The sequence below is a fragment of the Arthrobacter sp. AOP36-C1-22 genome (assembly GCF_052377515.1).
GTDB lineage: Bacteria > Actinomycetota > Actinomycetes > Actinomycetales > Micrococcaceae > Arthrobacter_H.
Genome location: NZ_JBQSWW010000038.1, coordinates 1 through 21,301 on the forward strand (window position 1 = coordinate 1; position 21,301 = coordinate 21,301).

Sequence of the window (21,301 nt, forward strand, 5' to 3'; positions counted from 1 at the left end):
CGGTACCCGGGTTGCATCTCGGATCGCCCCGTTTCGCGGTCATGATCGAAATAGCCCGTTGATAGAGATGCGTTTGGCTCGGAACGGATTCATTGTCCAAGCCGACGTGCGAAAGAAAAAGCGATCCGACAATTTCCTGCACCATTCGTTCAACGAAGTATCCAGACAAGGCTGTCGGCGACGAATCGTTCCAGGCGATTGTTTTCAGGAAGTTCGCCGCCGGCTTGGAGAGGAATTCGGAGGTATTCAGCGATCCGTAGTCCGTACCGGGTTGCGCCCCCATTTCAGCCAAGACATCTTCTGGAACCCTGATGCCGATAAATGCGCTCTCGACGGGACAGGATGCTGTACCACCGACTCCCGAACGGTAGAAAAATACCGCCCGTTCGTTGAGTTCGATGCGTTCTCCTGGCCCCATTTCGACCGTTGCCTTGCCTCTGTCGACGAAAAATACTGTCACGTCGCTGGGGCTGCTAGGGACTTCGAAACGAATGGATCCGGCGCGGACCATCGCATAAAAGGCCGTCGAGGTTCCGACACGGAGCACCTCGGCGGTCATTCCCCAGGTGGGATCTGCTCGTGGTAGAACCCCCAGCCGATTGTTGTCGTTCAGCACAACGACTTCACCGCCAACGGTCGCATGGCTCGCGTTGAAGGTAGCTACAAACCGGCTGGAAAGTCCTGATTTCGCGATCGCTCGTCCCCCTGCTCTTTGTGCGCTCCATCATCTCGTGACTGCGCGTATCGAACCATTCCTACGATTAGAGCACGAGGGCGACAAACTGGGAACCACGTCGGATACGCCGCCCTTTGACTAGTCTCCTTGCTGACAACTAGCGGTTTCGCGCCATCTATGGGTGTTTATGCGCCACAAGCGCTTTTATGCGTGTCTCTCATCACCAGAAGCATGTTTGCTGTTCTGGTGCCATCGAACTTGTCGGCGCATCAACCGAATTTTGAACTAGGAGGACATTGACTTGTCAACTCACGAGACGGACAGCGCCATCACCAAGGGCAGTCAACACACGGCACGCCGAACAATCGTCAAGGGAGCTGCCTGGTCGATCCCGGTAGTCGCAGCGGCCATGGCCGCTCCGCTGGCTGCAGCTTCAGTGAATAACGCCTCACTCGCATTCACAGACACTGAAACAGGTCTCCTTGCTTTGCGCGTTCTCGGTGGCAGCGGAGTCCTGAATGCGCAAGCTTTGGTCACCGTCCCCACGGAACTCACCCTGACTAACGGTCCCGGCGCTCTCGAGGGCCTGGCGGCCATCACCGTGACCGTGGGAAGGCCAGCGGGGATAAACCTCCCCGTCGGTAGGGCACGAGGCTTTGGAGTGGCATCCTATAACGGCGTGGACTCCACGGGCGGGCAACGAACGGCCGTATATCAGAAAGCACTCGGCGTTCGGTACGGTTTCCCGTTGACGACCTTCACGACGTCACAGAACATCTCCGTGGCCTCAAACGGACAACTCGTCTTCCCGATTGAATTCGGCCTGGCTGGCTCGTCCACGGGGGTCAGTCTCTCGATCCTCGCCCGCTTCCCCGTGACCATCACGATGATCATCGATGGGAAGACCCTCACCGCCACCTCCAATGTTCGCGTGCCTGTTGGCGCCGGTATCCTCTAAGGCCCGGACAAAGGCCTGGAAGAGGGAGCCATCTACGCAGCTGTCTCCCTCTTCCCGATTTTGGTCAGACTCGCCTACTTGGGGGTTGGCCAGCCGAAGACTGTTTTCACGAAGTTCCGCTCCACCTAGGTCCACGATCGGTTGCCTTTTGACCAACTGTCGGCGTTGAACCTTGCGGCCGGAGGCGTTGCCTTTATCCGGTCGGAAACATGCGGATCTTGTGATTTATCCTGCACGAAACGCCGATCGGCTGTTCCCAAGCGCTGGCAGGGTATCCGGGCCCCGGCCATGAGGCCGGGGCCCGAACCCTTTGGAACGTTTGGCTGCGGTACAGAGCTTGGGCAAATTATGACACCCGGCCATCAACTCCTCCTCCCCTAGCGTCTTCCCCCACCAGCGCGGCGACACGTGATTGCCTTGCCGGGTGAATAGCGGCCCGAAAACAGGTTGCACGATGGCCTGATGGCGGACATCAACCACGGCTTCGCCGGCATGGCAGTCCTCTTGGGAACCTCCACCTGTCCTCTATGACCCGCGAGCCTGGATCGGTGATCTTGCGTTTGGGCTGGTGACGGGCCCCCTGCCGTGCAGAGGTCATCGCCCGATGCAGGGAGACTTCGGTGCCGGGCTTCGGCCGGGCCAGAGCCGGATACCCCCGCCAGACCACCGGCGCAGACCGACAGGGTTCCAGAACGCGGAGGAAGGAGAAAGGCAGTGCCGCAAGGTGGCTCTCGGCGAACCAAATGATGGATCGGAAAACTGGCGGCCAAGCCTCACTGCACGCGCGCGATGTGGCTTCCGAAAAGACCACCGACTTCGAGGGCTGCCTTTTGAGTCGTCATCAAGCATGGGGAAGGTCGCCCCTAACCGGCCCTTGGTTTGTAGGACACCTACAAAAATCGACGGCGACTCTCCGGAGTATGGCGTGGGATTACGTGGATAACCAACAAGCGCAGGTAGGCTCCAAACAGCAAAGTTTAAGGAGTTCCACCCGCCATGCCCCAGCTGACCAAGGTCCTCATCGCCAACCGTGGCGAGATCGCCGTCCGAGTCATCCGCGCGGCCCGCGACGAGGGCATCGCGTCCGTCGCCGTCTACGCCGAACCAGACCGCGAGGCGCTGCACGTCCGGCTCGCCGACGAGGCCTTCGCCCTCGGCGGCCAGAGTGCCGCCGACTCATACCTGGTGATGGACAAGGTGCTGGAGGCCGCCCGTGCCTCCGGTGCCGACGCCGTGCATCCTGGCTACGGCTTCCTCTCGGAAAACGCCGAATTCGCCCAGCGCGTCATCGACGCCGGGCTGACATGGATCGGCCCCTCCCCCGAAGCCATTGCCCAACTGGGCGATAAGGTGCAGGCCCGGCATATCGCCACCAAAGTCGGCGCCCCTCTGGTCCCTGGTACCAAGGAGCCGGTCAGGTCGACGCAGGAAGTGCTGGAATTCGCCGACCAGCACGGTCTGCCATTGGCCATCAAGGCCGCCTACGGTGGCGGCGGGCGAGGCATCAAGGTGGTCCGCCACCGCGATGAGATCCCCGAGATGTATGAGTCGGCTGTCCGCGAGGCCACCGCCGCCTTCGGCCGCGGCGAATGCTTCATCGAACGTTTCCTGGATGCCCCCCGGCATGTCGAAACCCAGTGCCTGGCCGACTCCCACGGCAACGTCGTGGTCGTCTCCACCCGCGATTGCTCCCTGCAGCGCCGGAACCAGAAGCTCGTTGAAGAGGCTCCGGCTCCCTTCCTGAGCGAGGAGCAGACCCGTAGCCTCTACGAATCCTCCAAAGCCATCCTCCGGGAGGCCAACTACGTCGGGGCCGGCACCTGCGAGTTCCTGATCGGCACCGACGGAATCATCTCGTTCCTGGAGGTGAACACCCGCCTGCAGGTGGAGCACACCGTCTCCGAGGAGGTCTCGGGCATCGACCTAGTGCGGGAACAGTTCCGCCTGGCCCGCGGGGAGGAGCTCGGATACACCGATCCTCAGCTGCGCGGCCACTCCTTCGAATTCCGCATCAACGGCGAGGACGCCGGTCGCGGGTTCATGCCCGCCCCCGGGACCATCTCCACGCTCCGTCTGCCCTCTGGGCCGGGCGTCCGCGTGGATTCGGGCGTGGAACAAGGCGAAACCGTTTCGGGGAATTTCGATTCGATGATCGCCAAGCTCATCGTGACCGGTGCCACGCGCAACGCAGCCGCTGGCCGGGCCCGTCGCGCCCTGGACGAAACGGTCATCGAGGGCATGCCCACGGTGATCCCGTTCCACCGCGCCGTCATGGCCGATCCGGCGTTCGTGCCCACCGATGGTCCCTTCACGGTCCACACCCGCTGGATCGAGACGGAGTTCGAGAACACCATCGAACCGTGGAGCCCTTCAGGTGCCACTGCGGAAACCTCGGATGAACGCCAGAGGGTCACCGTGGAAGTCGGGGGCAAACGCCTCGAAGTCGTCTTGCCTGCCGGGCTCGGCAGCTCCTCCGGCGCCGGGAAGACCAATGGCAAGTCCAAGCGCAAACGTACCAACCGGAGCGGTTCGGGCAGTGCCACCACCGGTGACAGTTTGACCTCACCGATGCAGGGAACCATCGTCAAGGTCGCCGTGGCAGATGGTGACACCGTTTCCGAAGGTGACCTCGTCGTCGTGCTGGAGGCGATGAAGATGGAACAGCCGCTCACCGCCCACCGCGCAGGGACCATCAAGGGCCTGACCGCCACCGCCGGGGACACGGTGTCCGCCGGAGCGGTCCTCGCCAGCATTCTGGCCTGACCGACCCGGCCAACGACGGAAGGCCTGCCACCCTCGGGGTGGCAGGCCTTCCGTCATTTCAGGAGCAATCAGGCGACGTTGTTTTCGAAGTCCAGATCCTTGGTCTCACCGGTCATCAGCAAGGCCACCATCGTCAGTGCCGCGGAAGCGGCCAGGTAGACGCCCACCCAGACGGTGTCACCGCCGCCGGCCTGCCACAAGGCGATCGCCACAAAGGATGCCGGAGCAGCACCGATCACCGAGGACAGGTTGTAGGCCACGGCCGAGCCGGTATAGCGCACGTTGGCCGGGAAGAGTTCGGGCAGATAGGCGGCCATCGGCCCGAAGGTCAGCCCCATCAGCGACAGCCCGATGATCAGCCCGACCATGGCCGCCGCGGTTCCGGGACCGAAGAACAGCGTCCAGGAGGCACCGAAGAGAAGGATCAGCAGCGAAACACCCAGTAGGAACCGGCGCCGCCCGAATTTCTCGGCCAACGGCCCGGAAATGAGGATGAAGATGCCGAAGAACACCATGCCGATGATCAACATCCACAGGAACTCGGTCCGCGGAACGCCCAGGCCCGGCACGAAGGCGGCCTCTGCTGCGGCGTCGAACACCTTGCCCTTGGCCTCGGCCGCGGCGCGGGCCTGGTCGACCGTTGCCGCCGAGGTGCCGTAGGTCAGCGTGAAGGAGGTCATCAGGTAGAACAGCACGTAGGTGGCGAACATGATGATCGTTCCGGCCAGGACCGGGCGCCAGTGGTATTTGAAGGTCTGCTTGACCGGGGACTTCATGACCTTCTTCTGGCTCACGACATTCTGGAAGGACACCGATTCCACCAGCTTCAACCGCACATAGATCCCGACGCCGACGAGCACCGCGGAGAGGATGAAGGGCACCCTCCAGCCCCAGGCCTGGAACTGCTCGGGGGAGAGCCCCAGCTGCAGCCCGACGAAGACCAGGTTGGCGATGATGAACCCGATCGGTGCACCCAGTTGCGGGAACGTGCCGTAGATGGCGCGCTTATTAGGCGGGGCGTTCTCGGTGGCCAGCAACGCAGCACCGGACCACTCACCGCCCAAGGCCAGCCCCTGGGCGAACCGCAGCAGGACCAGCAGCACGGGGGCCAACACCACGAAGCCACCGCTGGCCTCGGGCAGGAAACCAATGAAGAACGTCGCGATGCCCATGGTCATCAGCGAGGCCACCAGTGTTCCCTTGCGTCCGACCTTGTCACCGAAGTGGCCGAAGAGCACCGAACCGAGCGGGCGGGCGAGGAAGGCGACGCCGAAGATCGCGAACGAACTCAGGATGGCGTTGATGTTGGTGGCATTGGGGAAGAACAAGGCCGGGAACACGAGGACGGAAGCCGTCGCATAGGCATAGAAGTCGTAGAACTCGACCGTGGTGCCGATCATGCTCGAGAAGATCACGCGACCTCGCGTGTTCGCTTCCGGAGTGGCGGTGGTGGGCATACTGGACACTGTAGTGACCCCTTTGGTGCGAGATGATCAATATTCTTGGGCAATCCTAGAACTTTTGACCAGATACCGGTCGAAGTGTCCACATAGTGGACACCTTGACCTCTCACGTGTCCCACCACCGCCGTGTTGTCACGGCGGCTTGGACCGACCGCCTACAGGTGTTTATGCAGCCGTCGCGCGGCTTCGGATACGGAACCCGATAGTGATGGGTACACCGTGAAGGTCTGGGCCATGTCGTCCACATGCAACCGGTTCTGCACGGCCAAAGCGATCGGGTAGATCAGCTCGGAGGCGCGCGGGGCGACCACGACGCCGCCGATCACCGTGCCGGAACCGCGGCGGGCGATGATCTTCACGAAGCCTTCCTTGACGTTCATCATCTTTGCCCGGGCGTTGGTGGCCAAGTCGAGCTTGATGATGTCGCCCTGGTATTTATCCTCGTTCACCTGGGCTTCGGTCACGCCGACGGTGGCGATTTCGGGGCTGGTGAAGATGTTGGAGGAGACCTCGTGGGTCTTCAACGGCCGGACGCCGTCACCCATCAGGTGGGCAATGGCGATGCGGCCCTGCATGGCCGCCACGGAGGCCAAGGGGAAGACACCGGTGCAGTCGCCGGCGGCATAGACATTGGGCGCCGTGGTGCGTGAGACACCGTCGACCTGGATATGGCCGGAGTCGCTCACTTCGATGCCTGCCTCTTCCAGACCGATGTCCGCGGTGTTCGGGATGCCGCCCACGGCCACCAGGCAGTGGCTGCCTTCCAGGACCCTCCCATCGTTGAGAGTGACTTGGACACCATCGGCGGTCCGGTCCACGGCCTCGGCACGCGACTTGGCCGCCACTTCCAAGCCGTGGGCCTGGAACGCTTCCTCGAGTACCGCGGCAGCATCCGCGTCCTCGCCGGGCAGCACGCGTTCACGCGATGACACCAGGGTCACCCGGCTTCCCAGCAGGCTGTAGGCCGAGGCGAACTCGGCACCGGTCACGCCGGATCCGACGACGATCAGATGTTCGGGCAGTTCCTTGAGGTTGTAGACCTGGGTCCAGTTGAAGATGCGTTCGCCGTCGGGCATGGCGGTCGGCAATTCGCGGGGGTGGGCACCCAAGGCCAGCAGGATGGCATCTGCCTCCACCGTCTCCTCACCACCGTCATTGCGAGCGACGGCGATGGTGCGGTTGTCCAGCAGGCGCCCTTCGCCGAGGACAACCCGAACTCCGGCGCGTTCGAGGCCGATGCGGATGTCCCTCGACTGGTCGTGGGCCAGCTCCATGAGTCGGGCGTTCACCACAGGCAGGTCGGCGCTGGCATCGGCCTTGCCCTCGACGGTGACGCCGAAGGAACCGGCACCGCTGACACGGCGCATGGCATCGGCGGTGGCAATCAGGGTCTTGGAGGGAACGACGTCGGTCAGGACGGCCGAACCACCCATGCCGCCACGCTCGACGATGGTCACCTCGGCTCCGAGTTGGGCAGCCACGATGGCCGCCTCATAGCCGCCCGGTCCGCCGCCAAGGATGATCAACCGCTGGGAAGTTTTGCTCTGTTCTACGCTCACGCCAGCCCATTCTCCACTACCAACGAGCAACTTGCACACCCACCCCTGTACCGGCATCGGGGCATCCAACGGTAGATTGGTGGGGTGAACGATTTCAACGAAGACCCCCTCCATTTAGCCGACGAAGCCGCTGCCGCCATTGCCGAGCAGACCGGCGTGGCAGCCCACGACATCGCCCTGGTCCTGGGCTCCGGTTGGGGGGAGGCCGCCGAGCTGATCGGGGAGACCACCCACACCCTGGACGCGGCGACCCTTCCGGGGTTCCACTCCCCCGCCGTCATCGGCCATACCGGGTCCATCCGCTCCGTGGTGACCCCTGCCGGGAAGCGGGTCCTGGTGCTCGGCGCCCGCACCCACTACTACGAAGGCAAGGGCGTGCGTTCGGTCGTCCACGGAGTCCGCACCGCCGCTGCCGCCGGCTGCACCACCCTGGTGTTGACCAACGGTTGCGGCGGCCTCAACGAGGCCTGGACCCCGGGGACGCCGGTACTGATCAGCGACCACATCAACCTCACCGCGGCTTCACCGCTCGAAGGCGCCACCTTCGTTGACCTCACCGATCTGTATTCCTCGCGTCTGCGCGCGATCGCCCACGAGGTCGACCCGAGCCTGAACGAGGGCGTCTACGCCCAGTTCACGGGCCCGCACTACGAGACCCCTGCCGAAGTGCAGTACGCAAAGCGCATTGGCGCGGACCTGGTCGGCATGTCCACCGCCCTGGAAGCCATCGCTGCCCGCCACACCGGCATGGAGGTCTTCGGTCTCTCGCTGGTGACCAACCTCGCCGCCGGCATCAGCCCCGTCCCGCTGAGCCATACCGAAGTCATCGAGGCGGGCCAGACCGCCGGACCGCGTATCTCGAAGTTGCTCGCCGATATCGTCGGACGCATCTGAGCCGACTGTACCGCCAGCAGCACACGCCCGATCCCGAGGAGTCCCGTGAACCCCGCATCCGCACAGTCCGACGTTCTTTTGGCTCGCGCCGAAGCCTGGGCCGCCGAAGACCCTGACCCGGCCACCGCCGCCGAGCTCACGGCACTGGTTGCCGCGGCGAAGGACGACGCCGGATCCCGCGAAGAACTCGCTGACAGGTTTTCCGGGCCCTTGGCCTTCGGAACGGCAGGCCTGCGGGCGGCCCTGGGAGCCGGTCCGAACCGGATGAACCGCGTGGTCGTGCGGCATACGGCGGCCGGTGTCGCCCGGTACTTGCTCGATATCGCTGCCGGAGCCTACACCCCGCGGGCCGTGGTGGGTTTCGATGCCCGCTATAACTCGGACGTCTTTGCCCAAGAGACGGCAGCGATCTTCACTGCCGCGGGCATCGAGACGTTCCTGATGCCTTCCCTGCTGCCCACCCCGGTGCTCGCCTGGGCCGTTCTGGCGTTGCAGTGCGAGGCAGGGGTCATGGTCACTGCCAGCCACAACCCCCCGCAGGACAACGGCTATAAGGTCTACCTCGGCGGCCGGGCCGTGACCGATGCGGGCCAGGGCGCCCAGATCGTCGCCCCCATGGACGTCGATATCGCCGAACGTATTGCCGCCAGCGGCCCACTGCCGGGCATCAAACTGGCCCACGGCGGCTGGACCATCCTGCCCTCCGCAGGTGAACCCGGCGACGTCCAGGCCCGCTACCTTCAAGCGATCACCTCCCTGGTTCCGGCGGATGAGACCGAGATGGCGACCCGTTCGGCCCTGCGGATCGTGCTGACCCCGATGCACGGCGTCGGGGGCGACACGATGAGCCGGGCCTTTACTGCCACAGGCTTCACCGATGTCCGGCTCGTCGCCGAACAAGCAGAGCCCGACCCGGATTTTCCCACGGTCGCCTTCCCCAACCCCGAGGAACCCGGAGCCATCGACCTGGCCCTGGACCTCGCCCGGGAGGCCGACGCCGACCTGGTCATCGCCAACGACCCGGACGCCGATCGCTGCGCCGCAGCCGTGAACGACCCGGCCACCGGATGGCGGATGCTCTCCGGTGACGAGGTCGGCGCCCTGCTCGGCATCCATGTCGCCCGCCGTCTCTCCCAGGGGAATGCGCCGTCCGGGGCCGCATCGGTCTTTGCGAATTCGATCGTGTCCTCCCGGCTGCTTTCGCGCATCGCGGCGGACGCCGGCATCGCCTATGGGGCCACGCTGACCGGCTTCAAATGGATTTCGAGGGTTCCCGGTCTGTCCTTCGGCTACGAGGAGGCGCTGGGATACTGCGTCGCCCCCGAACTCGTGCGCGATAAGGACGGCATGTCCGCCGCACTGCTGCTGGCCGAATTCGCGGCCCGCCTGAAGGCGTCCTCACGCACCCTGTTGGACGAGCTCGACGAGTTGGCCTTGAAACATGGTTTGCACGCAACCGACCAGCTCTCGGTACGGGTTTCCTCACTCGAGGAACTCGAAGCGCTCATGGCACGCCTACGTGCTCAATCCCCGGCGTCGTTGGCCGGTTCCACGGTGACGACCGTGACCGATCTGGCCGCGGGCACCGACGGGCTACCGCCCACCGATGCCATGGTCTACACCACCGGGGACGACACCCGGGTCATCGTCCGCCCCAGTGGCACCGAACCCAAGCTCAAGTGCTACCTCGAGGTCATCGAAGCGGTCACTTCAGCCGAGGATCTGCCCGCGGCCCGCGAACGGGCCAGGAAACGACTCTCCGCGGTGCGCGCCGAGACCGGCACCACCCTTGGTCTCTAACCCCCACCACCTGAAAGCCACCGAGAGGTAGACATGCCCCAGCCCACCGGCACCACCATCGCCGCCTACATCGACCACACGCTGCTCAAGCCCGATGCCTCCCGCGAGGCCGTGCTGAAGATCGCCGCAGAAGCCGCGGAATACGGGTTCAAATCCGTCTGCGTGAACCCGCTCTGGGTGACCACCGTCGCCCAGGCGCTGAAGGGTTCGAACGTCCTGACCTGCTCGGTCATCGGCTTCCCCTTCGGCGCGACGACCACCGCAGTGAAGTCCTTCGAAGCCGCCGGCGCCATCGCCGACGGTGCCAGCGAAATCGACATGGTCATCGACATTGCTGCAGCACGCCGCGGGGATCGGGACGTCTTGGTCGCCGATATCGGCGGCGTCGCCCACACGGTGCACGACGGCGGTGCGATCCTGAAGGTGATCATCGAAACCTCCCTGCTCGACGACGAGGCGAAGGTCCTGGCATGTGAGGCGGCAGCCGAAGCGGGAGCCGATTTCGTAAAGACCTCCACCGGTTTCGCCGGCGGCGGGGCCACCGTGACGGATATCGAATTGATGCGTCGCACGGTCGGCGAACTGCTGGGCGTGAAGGCCTCCGGAGGGGTCCGTTCCCTGGCCGATGCACAAGCAATGATCGCCGCCGGAGCCACGCGGCTTGGAGCCAGCTCAGGAGTTGCTATTGTAGAGGGTGAGCAGGGAACCGCCGGCTACTAGCGCGAGCGCGCACCACCGCCAGCCGGCGCTGGACAACAAGGAGAATCACCGTGTACTCAGATGGCACGAGCAAGGCCTACTCGGGCCAAGGCAACTTTGCAGGCAACTTCCTGGCTTTCGCCGTGTTCTTCATCCTCTTCCTGGGCTCCCTTTACTCATTGACCTTCTGGACGTTGGAGAACGCCTGGCTGCCGGGCATTGCCTGCTTCGCCCTCGCCTTCCTAGCGTTCGGCATCCCCCAGCACCTCCTGGGGCGTGCGGATTCGCACCAGGCTGATCGCGTCGTCGCCGCCGAGGTCGTCAAGAAGTAGCGCAACGACCCACGACCCAGAGAAGGTGCCCGCCGGTATTCCGGCGGGCACCTTCGTCATTTCAGTGAGCGTGGACGCTGCGCGGCGGCGTCGAACACGTTAGTGTGGGAATCGGGTTCCATACCGGATCCCACGCTTGAGCTAAGGAGGATTGCAATGCGCATCTTTACGTTTCTGGCAGGAGCAGCGGTGGGATACCTCGTGGGTGCCCGCGCTGGCCGCGAGAGGTATGACCAGATCCGCGATAAGGCCCAGGACCTGTGGAAAGACCCCCGCACCCAGGAGAAGCTGAACGACGTCGGCTCCACCATCAAGGACAAGGCCCCCGATGTGGGCTCAGCTGCCGCTTCCGCTGCAGGGAACGTGGCGGGCAAGGTCAAAGAAACCGCGACCAACGCCTCGCACCGTGCCAAGTCCTCCGAGTCCGGCTCCGGCACATCGTCCCATACCAGCGACCACATCTCCGATCCGTCATTGGGCTCGGCCGATGCCACCAGCGACTGGTCCGACGAGGGCGGGGCTACGCCCTCGGGCCCCAGCGCCGTCAGCTAAACGAACACCCAGCCGTCGGGGCATCGCCTCGGCGCACGGCATGGCCCGGTCGAACCATCACGGTTCGGCCGGGCTTCGCTTTTGCTCCGTCGGCTCAGTCCTCAAACAAGGCCTCCAACACCTGACCCGCCCATTTGAGGATCTCGGCGTCGGCCAGATCCCGCCCACCGACCGGGGCCGTCTTGGGCTTGGGGATCATCACTGCATCCAGGGCCGGCTTGTTCTGCGCCCCCTTATACATGCGATTCAGGCGCAAGAGTTTCGATTCGGGCAAGGTGGCGGGGGCGAACTTGATGAAGTTTCCTTGCATCGCCACATCCGTCAGCCCCGCCGCACGCGCCCTCACCCGGAAACGGGCCACCTCGATCAGGTTGACCACTGCTGCCGGCGGTTCGCCATAACGGTCGGTGAGCTCGGCGACGACGGCATCGATGCCCTCGGTATCGGTGGCACCGGCCAGCTTGCGGTAGGCCTCCAAGCGCAGCCGCTCCCCCGGCACGTAGTCGTGCGGCAGGTGGGCGTTGACCGGCAGCTCGATCTTCATATCGGCCACCTTCTCCTCGGTTTCGCCCTTGAAGTCGGCCACGGCCTCACCGACCAACCGGATATACAGGTCGAACCCGACCCCGGCGATATGTCCCGATTGTTCACCGCCCAGCAGGTTGCCCGCACCACGGATTTCCAGGTCCTTCATGGCCAGTTGGAAGCCCGAACCCAACTCGTTATGGGCCGCCACCGCCTTGAGCCGTTCCAGGGCCACCTCCCCCAACGGTTTCTCCGCGTTCCAGAGGAAATAGGCGTAGGCCCGGTCACGGCCGCGCCCCACCCGGCCACGCAGCTGGTGTAGCTGGCTCAGGCCGTAGTTGTTCGCACGGTCCACGATCAGGGTGTTCGCATTGGAAATATCCAGACCGGTTTCGATGATGGTGGTGGAGACGAGGACATCGAATTTCCGATCCCAAAAATCCACGATGATCTGCTCGAGCCTGGCTTCGCTCATCTTGCCGTGCGCAACTTCGACCCGGGCCTCGGGGACGATTTCACGCAGCTTCGCGGCCACCGAGTCGATGGAGGAGACCCGGTTGTGGACGAAGAACACCTGCCCTTCACGCATGAGTTCACGCCGGATCGCCGCAGAGACTTGTTTATCGGTATGCGGACCGACATAGGTCAGCACCGGATGGCGCTCCTCCGGCGGCGTGGCCAAGGTGGAGGTCTCCCGGATCCCGGTCAACGACATCTCCAGGGTTCGCGGGATCGGTGTCGCCGACATGGCCAGAACGTCGACGTCGGTGCGCATCTGCTTCAGCGCCTCCTTATGTTCGACACCGAAACGTTGCTCCTCATCGACGATCACCAACCCCAGGTCCTTGAACTGGACTTCCTTCGAGAGCAGCCGGTGGGTGCCGACGACGACGTCGATCGAACCGTTCTTCAGTCCCTCCACGGCCTCCTTGGCCTCCTTGGGGGTCTGGAAACGCGAGAGCGATGCCACCCTGACGGGGAAACCCGAGAACCGGTCACCGAAGGTCTCGACGTGCTGGCGGGCCAGCAGGGTCGTGGGCACCAGGACGGCCACTTGCTTGCCGTCCTGCACCGCCTTGAACGCCGCACGCACCGCGACCTCGGTTTTACCGAATCCGACGTCACCGGAGATGAGCCGGTCCATCGGGATCTCCCGCTCCATATCGGCCTTGACCTCATTGATGGTGGTCAGCTGATCGGGGGTCTCGATGAAGGGGAAGGCCTCCTCGAGTTCGGACTGCCAGGGGGTGTCCGCGGCGAAGGCGTGGCCGCGGGAGGCCATCCGGGCGGAGTAGAGCCGGATGAGGTCGGCGGCGATCTCCTTGACCGCCCGGCGCGCCTTGGACTTCGTGTTCGACCAGTCGCTGCCACCCATCTTGGACAGGGAAGGGGCCTCACCACCGACATAGCGGGTGACCTGGTCCAGCTGGTCGGTGGGCACGAAGAGCTTATCGCCCGGGGCCCCGCGTTTGGACGGGGCGTATTCGAGGACCAGGTATTCGCGGACGGCCCCCGAGGTTCCGCCGACCTTGCGCTGGATCAACTCGAGGAAACGGGCGATGCCATGTTGCTCGTGCACCACGAAGTCGCCTTCGCTTAATTGCAACGGATCCACGGCGTGACGACGACGGGCAGCCAGTTTGCGGGTCGACTTCGCCGAATAGGCGCTGGACCTGCCCAAGAGGTCAGCTTCGGTGAGCAACCCCAATTTGAGCGAGTCGAAGACGAAACCCCTGCCGGCCACCGCCGTCGTGATTTCGATGAGCCCCTCGGTGGGGGTGTCGTCCACGCTGTCCACCCGGTGGCACGGAATCCCCGCGTCGTGGAAGAGCTCGGCCAGCCGGCTGGCAGGGCCCGGCCCGTCGGTGGCCACGACCACGCGCCAGTTGTCCCTGACCCGGGAGCCGATGAACTCCATCATTTCGGCCACGTCGCCCTGGTATCCGCGCGGTTCACGGGCCTGAACATTGAGCGAATCAATATCCAGTTCGATGTCCTCGTCCTGGGTCAGCGACGTGATCGACCACCAGCTGACCTGGGAGGCCAGGGCGTTGGACCGGGTATCGGCCAGGGTGGAGAAGTTCCCGGCATCCAAAACGTCACTGATCCCCTGGGTCTGGAGTAGATCCACGGGGGCTGCACCGCCGTCGGAGGCGGTGGACCAGGCAGCGGCCAAGAATTCGGCATTGGTTTCGGAGAGGTCGTGGGAGCGGGTTCTGACCCGTTCGGGTTCCATGATCACCGCAACGGAATCTGCCGGTAGTTGGCTGACGAACGGGACCATGCCATCCACCAGGACCGGCGCCAGGGACTCCATGCCCTCCACGGCAATGCCACCGGCAATCTTTTCGAGCATGTCGGCAGCTGCCGGCATCTCGGTCTTCAACTTGGCGGCACGAGACATCACCGCTGGGGTGATCAGTAGTTCACGGCACGGCGGCGCGTAGAGGACCGTGGGATCGGCAATGCCCCCCTCTGATTTATCCGCCTTGGAGAAGGACCGCTGGTCGGCGACGGCGAACCAGCGCATGGATTCGACCTCGTCACCGAAGAAGTCGATACGGATCGGGTGGTCCTCGGTGGGTGGGAAGACGTCAAGGATGCCGCCGCGAACGGCGAACTCACCGCGGTGGGTCACCATATCCACGCGCGCATAGGCGGCGTCGGCCAATTCGTGGACGACCGCGTCGAAGGGACGTTCCTCCCCCAGGGCCAAACGCACCGGGGCCAGGTCCCCCAGTCCTTTGACGAGCGGCTGGACCACCGAACGGATGGGGGCGACGACGACCTGCAGGCTGCCGTCGGGGTGGGCCAGTCGGCGCATCACGTTCAGCCGCCGCCCCACGGTGTCCGAGCGCGGGGATAACCGCTCATGCGGGAGGGTCTCCCAACTCGGGAACTCGTCCACGGCACCGTCGGGCAGATAGGCGCGCAGGGCGCCGGTGAGTTCTTCGGCCTCCCGGCCGGTGGCGGTCACCGCCAGGACGATTCCGGTGCCGGCGGTGGAGAGCCCATCGACGATTTCCGTGACCAAGGCGGCCCGCAGCCCCGCCGGCGCAGCCACCTGGAGATCCTGACTGCGATCGTCGAAGCCCTTCGAGGCGTAGGTGCGCACGCGCGCATAGGACGGGTCGGCGGCCAAAGCCGCACGAAGGCCAGTCAGGGCCATGGGGTTCCTTCCGGGAAACAGCACAAAAGCCCGGAATCCATACTGGACCCCGGGGAGGGTGCCAGCTTACCGCGATTCACCTCCGGACCCGTAGCATGGTCCCAGACCGCGCTGTGCCTCCCGGGCCGGTGCACGACGCCATCCACGCTGAACCCAGAGCACAGGAGTGCCATGCCGCTGAATGCTTCCACCTCGCTGCCGTACCCCGTTGACGCCCTCACCCGGGTCTTCACCCGGAAGGACTTCGCCGAGCACATTAGCCAGCGTGCCGGTGCCACCTTGAACGATTTCACCCTCTCCGGGTCCACCGATGCGGCGTTCACCCTGACCACGACCCGGACCGTCCCCACCGACCGGCTCCCGGATCTGGTCAAAAAATTTGTCGGGGCCACCTTATCGCTCATCCAACGCGAGAACTGGTCGGCGCCCGCTGCCGATGGCAGCCGGACCGCAGACATCAAGATCGAGGTTGCCGGAGCCCCCGTTACCGTGACCGCTGTTCAGAAGCTCATCACCGATAGTGAGGGAACCACTGTCGAGCTGGATGGCAAGGTCAGCTCCTCGATTCCGTTCCTGGGCCCCAAGATCGCTTCCAGCGCCGAACCGATGCTGGCCAAGGTCCTGAATCTGCAGACCAGCGAAGCACGTACGTGGCTGGACCAGAAGCAGTAGCCTCCACCGGCCGGCGTCGCCGCGTCGTGGCGCTGGGCGTCACGGCGACGGTTTATCTCCTCGCGGTGGCGTTCATCGTCTTCTGGCCGGTCCCGGTCGACCGTCCTGCCCAGGACACGCTGCCGAAGTTGTTGGAGAGCTGGCATGCCGCCGGGGTCCCGTTGTGGGTGGACTATCAGCTGATCGAATGGCTGGCCAACGTGGTCATGTTCCTCCCCTGGGGTGTGCTGGGCACCTTAATTCTGCCCCGCCGCTGGTGGTGGCTGGTCCCCTTTTCGGGGCTGCTGGCCAGCGCCGCGGTGGAAAGCGCCCAATACGTTTTCCTCCCGGCCCGCTTCGCATCCTCCGCCGATATCGTGGCCAATACCGCGGGTGCAGTGATCGGATATGCGGGCACCGCACTCGTCATTTTTTGCGTCAGGCGCCGCGCGAAGCGGTAGGATCGTTGACGGTGAGCCGGGAAGTCTGGTCGGCAATGCAACAACCATGCCCACTCGAAGTTGAGGACGATTCATGACCAATCCCGAACCCGCCCCTCCACGCCAGACCATCCTGGGTCTGGGGAGCTATCGCGAATCCCAACGTATTGGTGCGATCCTGCGCAAGGAAACCGTCGGTGGACTCGTGCTCATCGTCGCGGCTGCCGTAGCGATCATCTGGGCTAACACGCCCTGGGGCGATAGCTACTTCGCCCTACGTGACCTGCACCTGAATATCCCGGTGCCGTGGATCGACCTCGATTTGAGTCTGGGCCATTGGGCCTCCGATGGCCTGTTGGCGGTGTTCTTCTTCCTGGTTGGCCTGGAATTGAAGAAGGAATTCGTGATTGGGGACCTTCGCGATTTCAGCAAGGCAATCGTCCCGGTCACCGCGGCCTTCGGCGGCGTGCTCATCCCGGCACTGATCTACGTGGCGCTCAACATCAGCGAGGGCGGCTCGACACTGCATGGCTGGGCCATCCCCACGGCCACCGACATCGCCTTCGCCGTCGCCGTTCTGGCGGTGATCGGCTCAAGCCTTCCCTCACCCTTGCGGATCTTCCTGCTGACCTTGGCCGTCGTGGACGATCTGATCGCCATCATGATCATCGCCATCGTCTATACGGACACCCTGGATTTCCTGTTCCTGGGTCTGGCCCTGATTCCCTTGGCCTTGTTCTTCTTCATCTCCCACCGGTACCAGAAGTACTTCGCCACCCGGGCCTGGACCGCCTGGGTCATCCTGTTGCCGCTGGGCATCGTCACCTGGGCTTTCGTGCTGCAGTCGGGTATCCACGCCACGGTGGCCGGGGTCCTCCTGGGCTTCTCCGTCCCGGTGCTCCGACACGACAAGAGGGAGGGTACGGGGGTCGCCGAGCGTTTCGAGCACCGCTTCCGCCCCTTGTCCTCCGGTTTCTGCGTACCGATCTTCGCGTTCTTCTCAGCGGGTGTGGCCATCGGCGGTGTCGAAGGCATTACCAAGGCCATGGCCGACCCGGTGGTCTGGGGCATCGTGGCCGGGCTGGTGCTGGGCAAGCCCATCGGCATTCTGGGCTCGACCTTCCTGCTCACCAAAACCCGACATGCCAATCTCGACCCGGCGGTGCGATGGGTCGACTTGCTCGGGGTGACCTTGCTGGCGGGTATCGGCTTCACCGTCTCACTGTTGGTTTCCGAGCTGAGCTTCGGGCTCGAGTCCCCGCACTACGAACATGCCAAGGTGGCCATCCTCACCGGTTCGTTGCTCGCCGCGGTCCTCGGCGCCGCCTGGCTCATTCCGCGCAACCGGAGGTACCGGAAGTGGGAGTTGGAAGCGCAGCGAGACGATAACGCTGACGGCATCCCCGATCTCTACCAGCAAGACTGATCCGCCGGACGACGGCGGGAAGGATCCCGCCGTCGTCCGCTGGTCCGGAAACGGCCGGACCCCTCCCGCGCGCTGGGGCGGGGTCGCTAAAGACGTGCCGGCCCGGTGCCCGCGTCGAGGAGCGACTGTTCGGCAGCCACCCACGCCAACATCGCGCATTTGACCCGGGCGGGGAACTTCGAAACCCCGGCGAAGGCCGCAGCATCCCCCAGAACCTCCTCGTCCCCTTCGAGGCTTCCGCGTGAACGCATCAGGGTCCTGAACTCGTCGGTCAGCTCCACGAGGCTTTCCCTGCTGGACCCGGCAGCCAGTTCGGTCAGCACGGAGGCAGAGGCCATCGAGATCGAACATCCATCGCCTTCCCAGCTGATCTTCGTGATCGTCTGGTCCTCTATTTCCACCCGAAGTCGAATTTGGTCGCCACAGACCGGGTTGTGCTGATGAGACTCCCCCCAGACATGCCCGGCCTCCGGGGTGATCAGTCCCTCCCCTCGACGTCGTTTGGCGTGGTCGAGGATCACCTGCTGATATAGCTGTTCCAACTCACTCATGCGCCCACCCCGAAGAAACCCCGCACATCGGCCACCGCATTGAGGAACGTGTCCACGTCCTCGGCAGTGTTGTAGAGGTAGGTGCTGGCCCGGGTGCTGGCCGTGACGCCCAGGGCGCGGTGCAGCGGTTGCGCGCAGTGGTGTCCGACACGTACGGCCACCCCACGGCTATCCAGGAACTGTCCGACATCATGGGGATGGACTCCCGGGACGTCGATGGTAGCCGTCCCGATGCGCGCTCCCGTGGCCGGGCCCAACTGGCGGATCCCGGGGATGGACCCCAGACCGGCGGAGAGCAGCCCGCCCAGGTATTCCTCCCAGGCCGCGATGCGTTCCATGCCGACCTCATCGAGGTAGTCGACGGCGGCGGCCAGGGCGACCGCCTGGGAGATGCGCTGGGTACCCGCTTCGAAACGGATGGGTGCGGGCAGAAATTCGGCCCGTTCCATCGTGACACTGGTGATCATCGACCCGCCCGTGAGGAACGGTGGCATTGCGTCGAGCAGTTCCCGGCGGCCGTAGAGGGCTCCGATACCCGTGGGGCCCAGCATCTTATGGCCGGAGAAAGCCATGAAGTCGATGCCCAGCGCCTTCACGTCCACGGGCAAGTGGGGCACCGATTGGCAGCCGTCCAGGACCGTGAATGCACCCACGGTGTCAGCCAGACGGACCAGGGCTTCGACGTCGATGACGGTGCCCAGCACGTTGGAGACGTGGGTGAAGGCCACGACCCGGGTGCGGGGCCCGACCAGATCAGCGGCCAGGTCCATGCGCAGTGCGCCTTCGGAGTCGACCGGGATGTATTTCAGGCTCGCACCGGTGCGCAAGGCCAGTTCCTGCCAGGGGATGAGGTTGGCGTGGTGTTCGAGCTCGGTCACGAGGATCTCGTCCCCCGGGCCCAAGGCGAACCGCCGTCCGGCTTCGCCGCCGAGGCCGGCACTGGCGTTGGAGAACGAGTAGGTCAGCAGGTTCAGTGCCTCGGTCGCGTTGGAGGTCCACACGATTTCCGCGGTGTCGGCCCCCACGAATCGTGCCGTCTTCTCGCGGGCCTCCTCGTAGATATCGGTGGCCTCCACCGCCAGGCTATGGGCTCCGCGATGGACGGCTGCGTTGAAGTTCTCATAGAAGTGTTGCTCGGTATCCAGGACCGAATGTGGTTTCTGCGATGTGGCGCCGGAGTCCAGGTACACCAAGGGAACGGAATTGACGCTGCGTTCCAAAAGTGTGAAGTCACCCCGCAGACGCCGCACTTCGGTGTCGTCCAACGGGGCCAGGGGGTGGTCGATATGTTCCGCTCCGCGGCGGCCGGTTGCTGTTTCCACGCTCGTTGAGTCCTTGGATCGGGAATGGTCGGCAGGGCATCCGCCCCGTGGATTCCGCAACGAATCCATGACCTAATCATCGCACGGGCCGGCAGGGTGGTTCACGTCAGTCCCGCCTTACCCGCCGAATCCGGGCATAAAAAAGGGGCCGATAGCAGGATGGGGGTGGCCCAGTCTCAGAGGCCTCCTGCTACCGACCCCGCTTAAGGGAGCCATAGGGCATGGATCGATAGTATGTGAAACTCTTGTCAAACAAAAGCCGGCCCGGCTTATCCCGACAGCGGGCCCTTACGCGCCGTGGTGTTTCTGCTGCGCCGCCTGCAGCCCCTCACGAACGAGCAGTTCGGCGGCATCGGCGGCATCGGCGAGCAGGAAGGGCAGTTCCTTGCGTTCGGTGGTGCCGAAATCGCGCAGCACGAAGTCCGCCGTTTCCATCCGCCCGGGAGGCCGGCCCACGCCCACCCGTACCCGGTAGTACTCCTTGGTCGACAGTGCCTTCGAGATATCACGCAGCCCGTTATGGCCACCTTCTCCCCCGCCGATCTTTAATTTGACGGTATTGAAGGGGATATCGATTTCGTCATGAATCGCAATAATGTGCTCCGGATCCACATCGAAGAACCGGGCCAGGCCCGCGACCGGACCACCGGAGAGGTTCATGTACGTCATCGGCTTGGCCAGGATCAGACGCGGCCCACCGATGCCCAAGCGCCCTTCCAGGACCTGGGCGTTGGCCTTATGCGACTTGAAGGACCCGCCCAGGCGGGTCCCCAACTCATTGAGGACCATCTGCCCCACATTGTGCCTATTGCGGGCGTAGCCGGGCCCGGGATTCCCGAGCCCGGCTACGATCCAGGTATTGCTTGCCATCAGAGCAGGTGGTTTCCCTACTCTGCTGACTCGGTGCCAGCCGGCGCCACAGCCACGGAGGTTTCCTCTTCTTCTTCGTCGCCGAGGTCCTGGACCTTCGGCTCGTCGATGGTGGCGATGACGGTGTCTTCCTCGATCAGCAGCATGACGCCCTTGGGCAGCACCAGATCGGAGGCCAGCACGTGGTTGCCGATTTCGCGGCCCTCGACGCTGACGGTGACCTGATCGGGCAGGTTGGTGGCGTCGGCCTCGACGTAGACGGTGTAGGCATCGACTTCCAGGACGGCGCCCGGAGCGACTTCACCCTCGAGGTTGATGGTCACGTCGACGTTGACCTTCTCACCCTTCTTCACGGTCAGCAGGTCGAGGTGATCGACGCTCTGGCGCAGCGGGTGGCGCTGGATGTCCTTGGCCAGCGCGAGGTGGGTCTTGCCCTCGACGTCGATGGTCAGCAGGGCGTTGGAGTAGCGCACGGCCAGCGTGGTCTCCTGGTTCGGCAGCAAAACGTGCAGCGGCTCGGCACCGTGTCCGTAGATCACTGCGGGGATCTTGTAGTCGCGGCGAGCCTTGCGGGCAGCACCCTTGCCGAAATCGGTACGGATCTCTGCGGGCAGGACGACTTTGTCGTGAGTCATGAAATATCTCCTGAGA

Annotated in this window: 18 protein-coding genes; 10 read left to right on the top strand and 8 right to left on the bottom strand. The window is 64.3% G+C overall.

Annotated elements, in window-relative coordinates:
• The coding region (locus tag ACT3S6_RS14825) for a hypothetical protein (protein WP_444555595.1) at positions 1-616 on the bottom strand (616 nt) is incomplete at its 3' end.
• A 361-nt stretch (positions 617-977) separates the two neighbouring features.
• Between ACT3S6_RS14825 and ACT3S6_RS14830 the strand changes: the two genes are divergently transcribed.
• Both ACT3S6_RS14830 and ACT3S6_RS14835 read left to right on the top strand, forming a co-directional pair.
• Positions 978-1,634: a hypothetical protein gene (locus ACT3S6_RS14830; protein ID WP_444555596.1), complete on the top strand. Its 657-nt coding sequence runs from the start codon at positions 978-980 to the stop codon at positions 1,632-1,634.
• Between the two features lie 996 nt (positions 1,635-2,630).
• The gene (locus tag ACT3S6_RS14835) at positions 2,631-4,397 is read left to right on the top strand and encodes an acetyl/propionyl/methylcrotonyl-CoA carboxylase subunit alpha (RefSeq protein WP_444555597.1); all 1,767 of its coding nucleotides are present in this window, start codon (positions 2,631-2,633) and stop codon (positions 4,395-4,397) included.
• 68 nt (positions 4,398-4,465) lie between these two features.
• On the opposite strand, the gene ACT3S6_RS14840 is transcribed toward ACT3S6_RS14835, so the two are convergent.
• The gene (locus ACT3S6_RS14840; RefSeq protein ID WP_444555598.1) at positions 4,466-5,854 is read right to left on the bottom strand and encodes an MFS transporter; all 1,389 of its coding nucleotides are present in this window, start codon (positions 5,852-5,854) and stop codon (positions 4,466-4,468) included.
• A 161-nt stretch (positions 5,855-6,015) separates the two neighbouring features.
• On the bottom strand, positions 6,016-7,419 hold the full coding sequence (locus tag ACT3S6_RS14845) for an NAD(P)H-quinone dehydrogenase (RefSeq protein WP_444555599.1): 1,404 nt from the start codon (positions 7,417-7,419) through the stop codon (positions 6,016-6,018).
• A gap of 84 nt (positions 7,420-7,503) precedes the next feature.
• Here ACT3S6_RS14845 and ACT3S6_RS14850 point away from each other — a divergent pair, with 84 nt between their 5' ends.
• The 5 genes from ACT3S6_RS14850 (at position 7,504) to ACT3S6_RS14870 (ending at position 11,696) form a co-directional block, all read left to right on the top strand.
• Complete coding sequence (locus ACT3S6_RS14850) at positions 7,504-8,313, top strand: purine-nucleoside phosphorylase (RefSeq protein ID WP_444555600.1); 810 nt, start codon at positions 7,504-7,506, stop codon at positions 8,311-8,313.
• Between the two features lie 45 nt (positions 8,314-8,358).
• Complete coding sequence (locus ACT3S6_RS14855; RefSeq protein ID WP_444555601.1) at positions 8,359-10,113, top strand: phospho-sugar mutase; 1,755 nt, start codon at positions 8,359-8,361, stop codon at positions 10,111-10,113.
• Positions 10,114-10,146: 33 nt separating this feature from the next.
• On the top strand, positions 10,147-10,833 hold the full coding sequence (gene deoC / locus ACT3S6_RS14860) for a deoxyribose-phosphate aldolase (RefSeq protein ID WP_444555602.1): 687 nt from the start codon (positions 10,147-10,149) through the stop codon (positions 10,831-10,833).
• A 50-nt stretch (positions 10,834-10,883) separates the two neighbouring features.
• Entirely contained in the window at positions 10,884-11,144 is a 261-nt protein-coding gene (locus ACT3S6_RS14865; protein ID WP_444555603.1) for a hypothetical protein, read from the top strand.
• A 156-nt stretch (positions 11,145-11,300) separates the two neighbouring features.
• Positions 11,301-11,696 (top strand): YtxH domain-containing protein, encoded by a 396-nt coding sequence (locus ACT3S6_RS14870; protein WP_444555604.1) that lies wholly within the window; start codon positions 11,301-11,303, stop codon positions 11,694-11,696.
• A gap of 94 nt (positions 11,697-11,790) precedes the next feature.
• Here ACT3S6_RS14870 and mfd read toward each other — a convergent pair whose 3' ends face one another.
• A complete protein-coding gene (gene mfd / locus ACT3S6_RS14875; RefSeq protein ID WP_444555605.1) occupies positions 11,791-15,390 on the bottom strand; it encodes a transcription-repair coupling factor in 3,600 nt (1,199 codons plus the stop codon).
• A 171-nt stretch (positions 15,391-15,561) separates the two neighbouring features.
• Here mfd and ACT3S6_RS14880 point away from each other — a divergent pair, with 171 nt between their 5' ends.
• The 3 genes from ACT3S6_RS14880 (at position 15,562) to nhaA (ending at position 17,907) form a co-directional block, all read left to right on the top strand.
• Entirely contained in the window at positions 15,562-16,062 is a 501-nt protein-coding gene (locus tag ACT3S6_RS14880) for a DUF2505 domain-containing protein (protein WP_443347570.1), read from the top strand.
• A complete protein-coding gene (locus ACT3S6_RS14885) occupies positions 16,041-16,502 on the top strand; it encodes a VanZ family protein (RefSeq protein ID WP_444555606.1) in 462 nt (153 codons plus the stop codon). Before ACT3S6_RS14880 ends, ACT3S6_RS14885 begins: the two co-directional genes overlap by 22 nt.
• 73 nt (positions 16,503-16,575) lie before the next feature.
• Positions 16,576-17,907: a Na+/H+ antiporter NhaA gene (gene nhaA, locus ACT3S6_RS14890; protein WP_443409933.1), complete on the top strand. Its 1,332-nt coding sequence runs from the start codon at positions 16,576-16,578 to the stop codon at positions 17,905-17,907.
• An 86-nt stretch (positions 17,908-17,993) separates the two neighbouring features.
• Here the strand turns inward: nhaA and sufU are convergent, their stop codons facing one another.
• The 4 genes from sufU to ACT3S6_RS14910 form a co-directional block, all read right to left on the bottom strand.
• Positions 17,994-18,458, bottom strand: coding sequence for a Fe-S cluster assembly sulfur transfer protein SufU (gene sufU, locus ACT3S6_RS14895; protein ID WP_443409931.1), 465 nt, complete (start codon positions 18,456-18,458; stop codon positions 17,994-17,996).
• A complete protein-coding gene (locus ACT3S6_RS14900) occupies positions 18,455-19,780 on the bottom strand; it encodes a SufS family cysteine desulfurase (RefSeq protein ID WP_444555607.1) in 1,326 nt (441 codons plus the stop codon). Before ACT3S6_RS14900 ends, sufU begins: the two co-directional genes overlap by 4 nt.
• Before the next feature lie 288 nt (positions 19,781-20,068).
• A complete protein-coding gene (gene pth / locus ACT3S6_RS14905) occupies positions 20,069-20,650 on the bottom strand; it encodes an aminoacyl-tRNA hydrolase (RefSeq protein WP_444555608.1) in 582 nt (193 codons plus the stop codon).
• A 17-nt stretch (positions 20,651-20,667) separates the two neighbouring features.
• Positions 20,668-21,285 carry a 50S ribosomal protein L25/general stress protein Ctc gene (locus ACT3S6_RS14910; protein WP_444555609.1) on the bottom strand — a complete coding sequence of 206 codons (618 nt, stop codon included), beginning with the start codon at positions 21,283-21,285 and terminating at the stop codon, positions 20,668-20,670.
• Positions 21,286-21,301: the final 16 nt, after the last annotated feature.

What these genes read in the sequence shown, in the direction of transcription:
- ACT3S6_RS14835 (WP_444555597.1), top strand. Translation starts at nt 2,631, where the DNA reads ATGCCCCAGCTGACCAAGGTCCTCATCGCCAACCGTGGCGAGATCGCC.
- ACT3S6_RS14840 (WP_444555598.1), bottom strand. Translation starts at nt 5,854, where the DNA reads ATGCCCACCACCGCCACTCCGGAAGCGAACACGCGAGGTCGCGTGATC.
- deoC (WP_444555602.1), top strand. Translation starts at nt 10,147, where the DNA reads ATGCCCCAGCCCACCGGCACCACCATCGCCGCCTACATCGACCACACG.
- ACT3S6_RS14870 (WP_444555604.1), top strand. Translation starts at nt 11,301, where the DNA reads ATGCGCATCTTTACGTTTCTGGCAGGAGCAGCGGTGGGATACCTCGTG.
- mfd (WP_444555605.1), bottom strand. Translation starts at nt 15,390, where the DNA reads ATGGCCCTGACTGGCCTTCGTGCGGCTTTGGCCGCCGACCCGTCCTAT.
- ACT3S6_RS14880 (WP_443347570.1), top strand. Translation starts at nt 15,562, where the DNA reads ATGCCGCTGAATGCTTCCACCTCGCTGCCGTACCCCGTTGACGCCCTC.
- nhaA (WP_443409933.1), top strand. Translation starts at nt 16,576, where the DNA reads ATGACCAATCCCGAACCCGCCCCTCCACGCCAGACCATCCTGGGTCTG.
- sufU (WP_443409931.1), bottom strand. Translation starts at nt 18,458, where the DNA reads ATGAGTGAGTTGGAACAGCTATATCAGCAGGTGATCCTCGACCACGCC.
- pth (WP_444555608.1), bottom strand. Translation starts at nt 20,650, where the DNA reads ATGGCAAGCAATACCTGGATCGTAGCCGGGCTCGGGAATCCCGGGCCC.
- ACT3S6_RS14910 (WP_444555609.1), bottom strand. Translation starts at nt 21,285, where the DNA reads ATGACTCACGACAAAGTCGTCCTGCCCGCAGAGATCCGTACCGATTTC.